This window comes from Streptomyces sp. WAC06614 (assembly GCF_003949795.1).
GTDB lineage: Bacteria > Actinomycetota > Actinomycetes > Streptomycetales > Streptomycetaceae > Streptomyces.
Genome location: NZ_RPRY01000310.1, coordinates 1 through 7890, shown reverse-complemented (window position 1 = coordinate 7890; position 7890 = coordinate 1). Strand labels below are relative to the sequence as shown.

At 74.7% G+C, this 7890-nt stretch carries 9 protein-coding genes; 4 read left to right on the top strand and 5 right to left on the bottom strand.

Annotated features, from left to right (window positions below):
* Positions 1-68: 68 nt before the first annotated feature.
* Positions 69-527 (bottom strand): nitroreductase family deazaflavin-dependent oxidoreductase, encoded by a 459-nt coding sequence (locus tag EF918_RS28915; RefSeq protein WP_260610775.1) that lies wholly within the window; start codon positions 525-527, stop codon positions 69-71.
* A 526-nt stretch (positions 528-1053) separates the two neighbouring features.
* On the opposite strand from EF918_RS28915, the gene EF918_RS28910 reads away from it, so the two are divergent.
* Positions 1054-1746, top strand: a complete 693-nt coding sequence (locus EF918_RS28910; protein ID WP_125651882.1) for a TetR/AcrR family transcriptional regulator — start codon at positions 1054-1056, stop codon at positions 1744-1746.
* Between the two features lie 35 nt (positions 1747-1781).
* Here the strand turns inward: EF918_RS28910 and EF918_RS28905 are convergent, their stop codons facing one another.
* Complete coding sequence (locus EF918_RS28905) at positions 1782-2072, bottom strand: DUF6332 family protein (RefSeq protein ID WP_125651881.1); 291 nt, start codon at positions 2070-2072, stop codon at positions 1782-1784.
* A gap of 87 nt (positions 2073-2159) precedes the next feature.
* Positions 2160-2900: a maleylpyruvate isomerase family mycothiol-dependent enzyme gene (locus EF918_RS28900; RefSeq protein WP_125651884.1), complete on the bottom strand. Its 741-nt coding sequence runs from the start codon at positions 2898-2900 to the stop codon at positions 2160-2162.
* 47 nt (positions 2901-2947) lie between these two features.
* On the opposite strand from EF918_RS28900, the gene EF918_RS28895 reads away from it, so the two are divergent.
* Both EF918_RS28895 and EF918_RS28890 read left to right on the top strand, forming a co-directional pair.
* On the top strand, positions 2948-3604 hold the full coding sequence (locus EF918_RS28895; protein WP_125651880.1) for an alpha-ketoglutarate-dependent dioxygenase AlkB: 657 nt from the start codon (positions 2948-2950) through the stop codon (positions 3602-3604).
* 164 nt (positions 3605-3768) lie between these two features.
* A complete protein-coding gene (locus EF918_RS28890) occupies positions 3769-5031 on the top strand; it encodes an ROK family protein (RefSeq protein ID WP_125651879.1) in 1263 nt (420 codons plus the stop codon).
* A gap of 210 nt (positions 5032-5241) precedes the next feature.
* Here EF918_RS28890 and EF918_RS28885 read toward each other — a convergent pair whose 3' ends face one another.
* Positions 5242-5766: an ATP-binding protein gene (locus tag EF918_RS28885; RefSeq protein ID WP_125651878.1), complete on the bottom strand. Its 525-nt coding sequence runs from the start codon at positions 5764-5766 to the stop codon at positions 5242-5244.
* Between the two features lie 189 nt (positions 5767-5955).
* Between EF918_RS28885 and EF918_RS28880 the strand changes: the two genes are divergently transcribed.
* Positions 5956-7080: a PLP-dependent cysteine synthase family protein gene (locus tag EF918_RS28880; protein ID WP_125651877.1), complete on the top strand. Its 1125-nt coding sequence runs from the start codon at positions 5956-5958 to the stop codon at positions 7078-7080.
* A 122-nt stretch (positions 7081-7202) separates the two neighbouring features.
* On the opposite strand, the gene EF918_RS28875 is transcribed toward EF918_RS28880, so the two are convergent.
* On the bottom strand, positions 7203-7682 hold the full coding sequence (locus tag EF918_RS28875) for an SRPBCC family protein (RefSeq protein WP_125651876.1): 480 nt from the start codon (positions 7680-7682) through the stop codon (positions 7203-7205).
* Positions 7683-7890 lie beyond the last annotated feature (208 nt).

Genomic DNA, 7890 nt, shown 5'->3' with positions numbered 1-7890 from the left:
GGGCAGGGCAGGGCCCGGCAGGGGCGGGAGGACAGTGGGCAAGGGCCGGCGGTAGGGCGGGGTGGCGGTCAGTCGGTGAGGGTCAGGCGGAAGACCGGGTGGTCGGCGGCGGACGCGCGGAGCTCCTCCTCGGAGGACTTCACGGTCACGCCGCGGAAGAACCGGTTGACCTCCCAGCCCCACCGGGCCAGGTAGGTACGCAGCACGGCGGCCTGCTCCGCGGGGTCGGTGATCTCCGTGACGGTGAACGTCCGCACCTTCCGCCCCACGCGGAGCTCGCCGCCGCCGGCGGCCCGCATGTTGCGGACCCACTGGGAGTGGCCGCGCGCCGAGACGAGGTACTGGTCGCCGCCGTGCTGGTGCAGGTTGACGGGGATGCGCTGCATCGCTCCGGACTTCCGGCCGCGGACGGACAGTTCCCGGGTGCCGGCGAGGCTGATGCCGTAGCGGGCCAGCTTGCCGATGAACGCGTTGAGCTTGAGGTCGAAGCCCTTGGCCTGGACGTAGTAGGGGCTGTTCGCGCTCATGGGGCAGTTCCTCCGGCGTCTGGTGGGAGTGGTTGATTGATTGCGAGAGCAGTGCTCTCGTCTGAGATCAGTGTGCACGGATCGGTGCACCATGGCAAGAGCGGTGCTCTCGCAATGGTGCGGGAGGCTTGTTTGTGGGCGTCGACCCGGGAATGGAGCAGTGCTCTGCCGACGGAGCGCCGCCCTGAGAGCGGAGCGCCCACTCCGAGTGGAGCGGCGCTTCGGGGGGTGAAGCCGCGATCAGCTGTAGAGCGCTGCTCCGGGAGTGGAGCCTCGATCCGCAGTGGAGTGCTGCTCCGAGAGTGGAGCCTCGATCCGCGGTGGGGCGCTGCTCCGGGAGCGGAGCCCCGATCCGCGGTGGGGCGCTGCTCCGAGAGCGGAGCCCCGATCCGCAGTGGGGCGCTGCTCCGGAAGTGAAGCGTTGACCCGAAATGGAGCACTGCTCCGATCCTGGAGCGTCGATCAGTTCACTGTGCGGCGCTCCGTTTCTTGAGCAGTGCTCCGCGCCCGTGGCACACTGATCGCCATGAGTACCGTGCGAGGAGCCCGGGAGCGGGCCCGTGTCGAGGTCACCGCTGCGATCAAGGACGAGGCGCGCCGCCAGCTCGCCGCCGAGGGCGCGGCGAAGCTTTCGCTGCGCGCCGTCGCGCGCGAGCTCGGCATGGTCTCCTCGGCCCTCTACCGGTACTTCCCCAGCCGGGACGACCTGCTGACCGCGTTGATCATCGACGCGTACGACAGCGTCGGCGCGGCCGCCGAGGAGGCCCGCGCCCGCACCGAGTCCGAAACGCCGCGGCGGTCCTGGATCGCCGTCTGCCGGGCCGTGCGCGCCTGGGCGCTCGCGCACCCGCACGAGTACGCGCTGATCTACGGATCGCCCGTTCCCGGTTACGCGGCGCCCCAGGACACCATCGGCCCCGCCTCCCGGGTCGGCAACGTCTTCATCGCCGTCCTGCGGGCCGCCCATGCCGGCCCCGGTATCGGTCTGCCCCCGCTCCCCGCCGACCTGCGTCCCGAGGCCGTCCGGATGACTGCGGACTTCGCCGAGGGGCTGCCGCCGGAGGTGACGGCCGCGCTGGTGGCGGCCTGGGCGCAGTTGATCGGGCTGATCTCGTTCGAGCTGTTCGGGCAGTTCCAGAACGTCGTTGTGGACCGGGAGACGTTCTTCACCCACGCCGCCGGCCAGCTCGCCCACGCCACCGGCCTCCCGGCCCGCTGAACCCCCGTTGCCCCGGCCGCCGGATCGCCACCCCGCTAGCGCCCGCCGTCGTCCTCCGGGCGGCGCGCGAAGCGCCACAGCAGGTGGGTGGCGCGCAGCGCGAACACCGTGGCGGCCAGGAGTCCGCCGGAGATCCGTAGGACCGGCTCCACCCGGGGCGGCAGGGTCAGGAACACGGCCGGGCCGGCGACCGCGCCGTACACCAGCGCGGCCGCCAGCGCCCCGCTGAACACGGCGTAGCCGATCTCGACCGTGATCGCGTCCCGGTCTTCCTGTGTGCGTCTTCGTGCCCGTTTCGGTGGCCGTCCCTGCGTCCCTCGCCCCATGCACACAGTGTTCCCTCGTGCACCCACGGTCACACCGCGCGGGCCCGGCCGTGCCGAACGGACGGTCGGGCCCGGTCCGGCGTGGCGTCAGATCCCCGCGTTCTCGATCCACAGCCGGGCCAGCGACTCGTCACCCGTCACCTCGGGGCCCGCCAGCGGCTGCCGGTTCCACAGCGCCGTGTACAGCCACTGCGCGGTGCCGACGATCTCGCAGTCGGCCGGACCCAGGTCGCCCGCCACCGTCCGCGGCGGTTCCGGCGACAGGTGCACGGTCCACACGGCGCCGGTGTCGGCCGCCCGGATCCGCATCGTGCGCGGCTCCTCGGTCCGCACCCGGCTGCGCGGCCGGGCATGGAAGCCGGTCAGCAGCTCGTCCACGCCGTCCTCGGCGAACCGCGCCTCCACGGGGGAGAAGGCGCCGCCCAGCGCCCCTTCCGCGTCCACCCGGTGGATCGCGGTCTCGTGGGCCTGCCGCCGCGCCCAGAACGCCAGCGGCGAGGGCGGGGCGGTCGGCAGGAACGTCCAGCACTGCACGTCCGTCGGCGCCCCGGCGAGGGCGCGCACCAGGTCGGCGTGGCCCTCCCGGAACCAGGCCAGCAGCTCCGTGCCCACCAGCTCCGGGGCCTCGGGGAACGGCATCGGCTCCAGGTGCCCCTCCAGGACGTAGCCGGCCGCCCAGCGGTGCACCGAGCCGGTGTGCCGCAGCAGGTCGGTGACCCGCCAGCCCGGGCAGGCCGGCACATGGGCGTCCAGCCCCGCGCGCTCGGCGGTGTCCGCGAGCAACCGGCCTTCCCGGTCGAGCGTCTTCACGTAGTCGCTGACATCCATGATCTCCATGGGGCGAGTGTCGCAGCCGAGGGGCAGACTGGGGAGCCATGCACGGAGAACTGTTCCCGCGCGAGCGGGCCGAGGTCGCACCGGGCGCGGTGCACGTGCCCGACTGGCTCGGCCTTCCGCGCCAGCGCGAGCTGCTCGCCGCCTGCCGCGAGTGGGCCCGCCCGCCGGCCGGGCTGCGCACCGTACGGACCCCGGGGGGCGGGGTGATGACGGCCCGCCAGGTGTGCCTCGGGCTGCACTGGTACCCGTACGGCTACGCCCGCACCGCCGTCGACGGCGACGGCGCCCCGGTCAAGCCGATGCCCGCCTGGCTCGCCGACCTGGGACGGCAGGCGGTCGCCGAGGCCTACGGGCTCCCGCCCGGCGAGCCGGGTCCCGCGTACGACATCGCGCTGGTCAACTTCTACGAGGGCGACGCCCGCATGGGCATGCACCGGGACGCCGAGGAACGCGCCGAGGACCCGGTGGTCTCGCTCAGCCTCGGCGACTCCTGCGTCTTCCGCTTCGGCAACACCGTCTCCCGCGGACGCCCGTACCACGACGTGGAACTGCGCAGCGGCGACCTGTTCGTCTTCGGCGGCCCGGCCCGCCGCGCCTACCACGGGGTCCCCAAGGTGCTGCCGGGCACGGCGCCGCCCGAGCTCGGGCTGACCGGGCGGCTGAACATCACGCTCCGGGTCGGCGGCCTCGGCTGACCGCGCCGGGGCCGGGCGCACAGGCCCGGGGCCGGGCGCACCGGGCCGGGGCCGGGCGCACCGGGCCAGGGCCCGGGCGCACCCGGCCGGGGCCGTGGCGCAGGGGGGGCGGTAGGACAGGGGGTGGCCGTAGGACACCGGCCGATCATGCGAGGATCGCTGTCATGAACGGCAACGCGGCCCCGCGACGGGTGGGGGACGGGACCACGGCGTCCACGGCGTACACGCGCACCAAGCTGGAGAGGGGCCGTGGCGCCCTCGGCCCGGCGCTGGAGCTCGTGCACACCGGCCGGGCCCCCACGCGCGCGGTCCTCACCGCGGAGCTGGGCGTCACCCGGGCCACGGCCGGAGCCGTCGCCGCCGAGCTGGAGGCGCTCGGGCTGATCCGGGTGGACTCCAGCCCCCGCGGTGCCGGTGGCACCCAGGGCCGGCCCTCGCACCGGCTGTCGGTGGCCGAGGACGGCCCGGTCGCGCTGGCCGCCCAGGTCCACCCGGACGGTTTCCGGGCCGCGCTGGTCGGGCTGGGCGGGAGGATCGTCGCCACCGCCCCCGGCCAGGTCACCGTCTCGGCCGACCCGGCCCAGGTCCTCGGCGCGGTCGTCGAGGCCGGCGCGGAACTGCTGGCGGCCAGCGGCCGGCGCTGCATCGGGGCGGGCCTTGCGGTCCCCTCGGCGGTGGCGGAGCCGGAGGGCACGGCCCTGAACCCGCTGCACGTGGCCTGGCCGCCCGGTTCGCCGGTACGGGCCGTCTTCGCCGAGTGCGTCAAGGCCGCCGGGATCGACGGGCCGGCCATGACCGGCAACGACGTCAACCTCGCGGCGCTCGCCGAGCACCGGCACGGGGCCGGCCGCAGCGCCCAGCACCTGCTGTGCGTGGCCACCGGCCACCGGGGTGTCGGCGGGGCCCTGGTCCTGGACGGCCGGCTGCACAGCGGCAGCGCCGGCCTGGCCCTGGAGGTCGGCCACCTCACCGTGAACCCCGAGGGTCGGCCCTGCCACTGCGGCAGCCGCGGCTGTCTGGACGTGGAGGCGGACCCGCTGGCCTTCCTCACGGCGGCCGGTCGCACCCCCGGGCCGGAGGTCTCGCTGCTCCAGCAGGCCCGGGAGCTGCTGCGCGGCGAGTACGCCGACCCGTCGGTACGGGCGGCGGCCGAGGAGCTGATCGACCGGCTCGGGCTGGGGCTCGCCGGCCTGGTGAACATCCTCAACCCGGACCGGATCATCCTGGGCGGCCTGCACCGCGAGCTGCTCCAGGCCGACCCCGAGCGGCTGCGGGCCGTGGTCGCGGACCGCAGCCTGTGGGGCCGCAGCGGCGGCGTACCGATCCTGCCGTGCACCCTGGACCACAACAGCCTGGTCGGCGCGGCCGAACTCGCCTGGCAGCCGGTCCTCGACGACCCGCTGGGCGCCCTGGGCCCCGTGGCCTGACCGCGCCCGCCCGGAGGCCTGACCACGGCCGCCCGGAGGCCTGACCACGGCCCGGAGGCCTGACCACGGCCCGGCGGCCTGACCGCGGCCCGGCGGCCTGACCGCGGCGCCAGGCAGCCGCCCGGCACGCCGGCCTGTCCGCCGTCCGCCGGCTGCCGGCCGCCGTGAGCCGCGGCCGTCAGGCCGTCAGGCCGTCAGGCCGTCAGGCCGTCAGGCCGTCACCGTGACCGTCACCGTGTCGGGCCGGGCCACGGCGGTGGCGATCACCAGCGGCGGCGCGTTCTCGCGCACCGGCGTCGCCCGGAACCGCACCGGCCGCCCCGGCGCCCGCGGCGCGGGCGCCGCGCGCAGGGAGAACCAGACCACCTTCCCGGCGCTCCCGGCCCGGTGCCGGGCCCCCCACGCCTCGCTGACCGCCTCGACCAGCGCCAGCCCGCGCCCGCAGGTCTCCAGCGGGTCGGCGGCCTTCAGCACGGGCAGCCGGGGGTCGTTGTCGTGGACGGACACCGTGAGCCGGCCGAGGAGGAGTTCGAGCTCCACCACACAGGCCTTGTCGGGCTGGGCATGGGCATGGACGTTGCTGAGCAGTTCCGTCACACCGAGCGCGGCCCGGTCTATGAGCGGATCGAGCTGCCAATAGCGCAATTGCGCGGCGACGATGCGGCGTACCTGGCCGATACGCGCCGGCAGGGCGTGGAGTTCCACGACGCAGTGCCTGCGGGAATGACTGATCACGGCTGCGACTCCCCGACGTTGGTGTTACGGGTGCTGCACCCTCAGTGACGACTCCATCAGAGTTGCCCAGGGGCCCCTCCGGCGCAACCGAAAGGGATCCATATGGAACCCCAAAGTGACTGTTTGTGCAGGTGGGAGGGGTACATTGCGAAAAGCGAGGGGGCTGGAACACAGCAAGGAGCACCGCACATGAGTACGACCACCACCGCCGTCACCGTGGACGTCGACCGGAGCGACGCGGCGTACCGCGATTGGCTGAAGGAAGCCGTCCGCAAGGTGCAGGCGGACGCCAACCGCTCCGCCGACACGCACCTGCTGCGCTTCCCGCTGCCCGAGGAGTGGGGCATCGACCTGTACCTCAAGGACGAGTCCACCCACCCCACCGGCTCCCTCAAGCACCGCCTGGCCCGCTCGCTGTTCCTCTACGCCCTGTGCAACGGCTGGGTGCGGCCCGGCCGCCCGGTCATCGAGGCGTCCAGCGGTTCGACCGCCGTGTCGGAGGCGTACTTCGCCAAGCTGATCGGCGTCCCGTTCATCGCGGTGATGCCCCGCACCACCAGCCCGGAGAAGTGCCGGCTGATCGAGTTCCACGGCGGCGAGTGCCACTTCGTCGACGACCCGATGAAGATGTACGAGGAGTCGGCCTCGCTCGCCGAGCGCACCGGCGGCCACTACATGGACCAGTTCACGTACGCCGAGCGGGCCACGGACTGGCGCGGCAACAACAACATCGCCGAGTCGATGTTCCAGCAGCTGCGCCTGGAACGGTTCCCGGAGCCCACCTGGATCGTGGCGACCGCGGGTACCGGCGGCACCTCCGCCACCATCGCCCGCTACGTGCACTACATGCAGTTCGACACCCGCATCTGCGTGCCCGACCCGGAGAACTCGGTGTTCTTCGACGGCTGGACCCGCCACGACCCGGACGTCATCGGCGACTGCGGCTCCCGCATCGAGGGCATCGGCCGCCCGCGCATGGAGCCCAGCTTCGTGCCCGGCGCGATCGACCGGATGATGCGGGTCCCGGACGCGGCCAGCGTGGCCGCCTGCCGGGCCCTGGAGCAGGCCATCGGCCGCAAGGCGGGCGGCTCGACCGGCACCGGCCTGTGGTCCGCGCTGAAGATCGTCTCCGAGATGGTGGCGGAGGGGCGCCGCGGCAGCGTGGTCACCCTGCTGTGCGACCCGGGCGACCGGTACCTCGACAAGTACTACTCCGACGACTGGCTGGCGGCGCAGGGCCTGGACATCGCCCCCTACGCCGCGACCCTGCAGACCCTGCTGACGACCGGGGTCTGGCGCGAGCCGACCGCCTGACCGGCGGTCCCGGGTGCGCGGACGGCCCGTCCGGGGGGCCGGCCGTCCGCGCACCCACCTTCCGTCCGGCCGTCCGCGTGCCGGCCGTCCGGGCTCCGGGCTCCGGGCCGCAGGGCGGCCGCCTACGCCCGTTGCCCCGCCAGCCGCGCGTCGAGCGTCCGGACGGCCGTACGGAAGGACAGGCCGAGGCCGGGCCGGGCGGCGGCGAGGGCCAGCCGGAACGGGGCCGGACCGTCGGCCGCGAAGGTCCAGCGGACCTGGGTGCCCCCAGCGGCGGCGGTCAGCCGCCACTCCTCCAACAGGGCGCGCACCCCGGGCACGTTGGTGGTGTCCACCCGGTAGGCGTACCGGCGCTCCGGCTCCGCCGCCATGACCGTCTCCTGGAACCGGACGCCGCCGCGCAGCACCACCTCCCGGCCCGCCCCGCCGTGCGTGGGCCGGGCCAGCGACACCGCGCCGAACCACTGCGACCAGCCCGCCACGTCCTCGGCCAGCGCCCGGTACACCGCCTGCGGCGCCGCCGTCACCCGTGTCTCGAACGCGAGCCGCACCGGAGCGGTCCCGGCGAAGTCCAGCCCTACGGGCCGCAGTGCGCGAGCCATGACGGGTACCCCCTGCGCGGTCGGATCGGCGGACGTGCGCGCACACCTTAGCCGTCGGCCCGTCAGATGTCTCCCGCCGGAGCCGTGCTGACGGACCGCCGCCGGATCCCCGCACCGACCCCCCGCACCGACCCCCCGCACCGACCCCGCCCCGACCCCCCGCCCCGACCCCCGCCCCGACCCCCGCCCCGACCCCCGCCCCGACCCC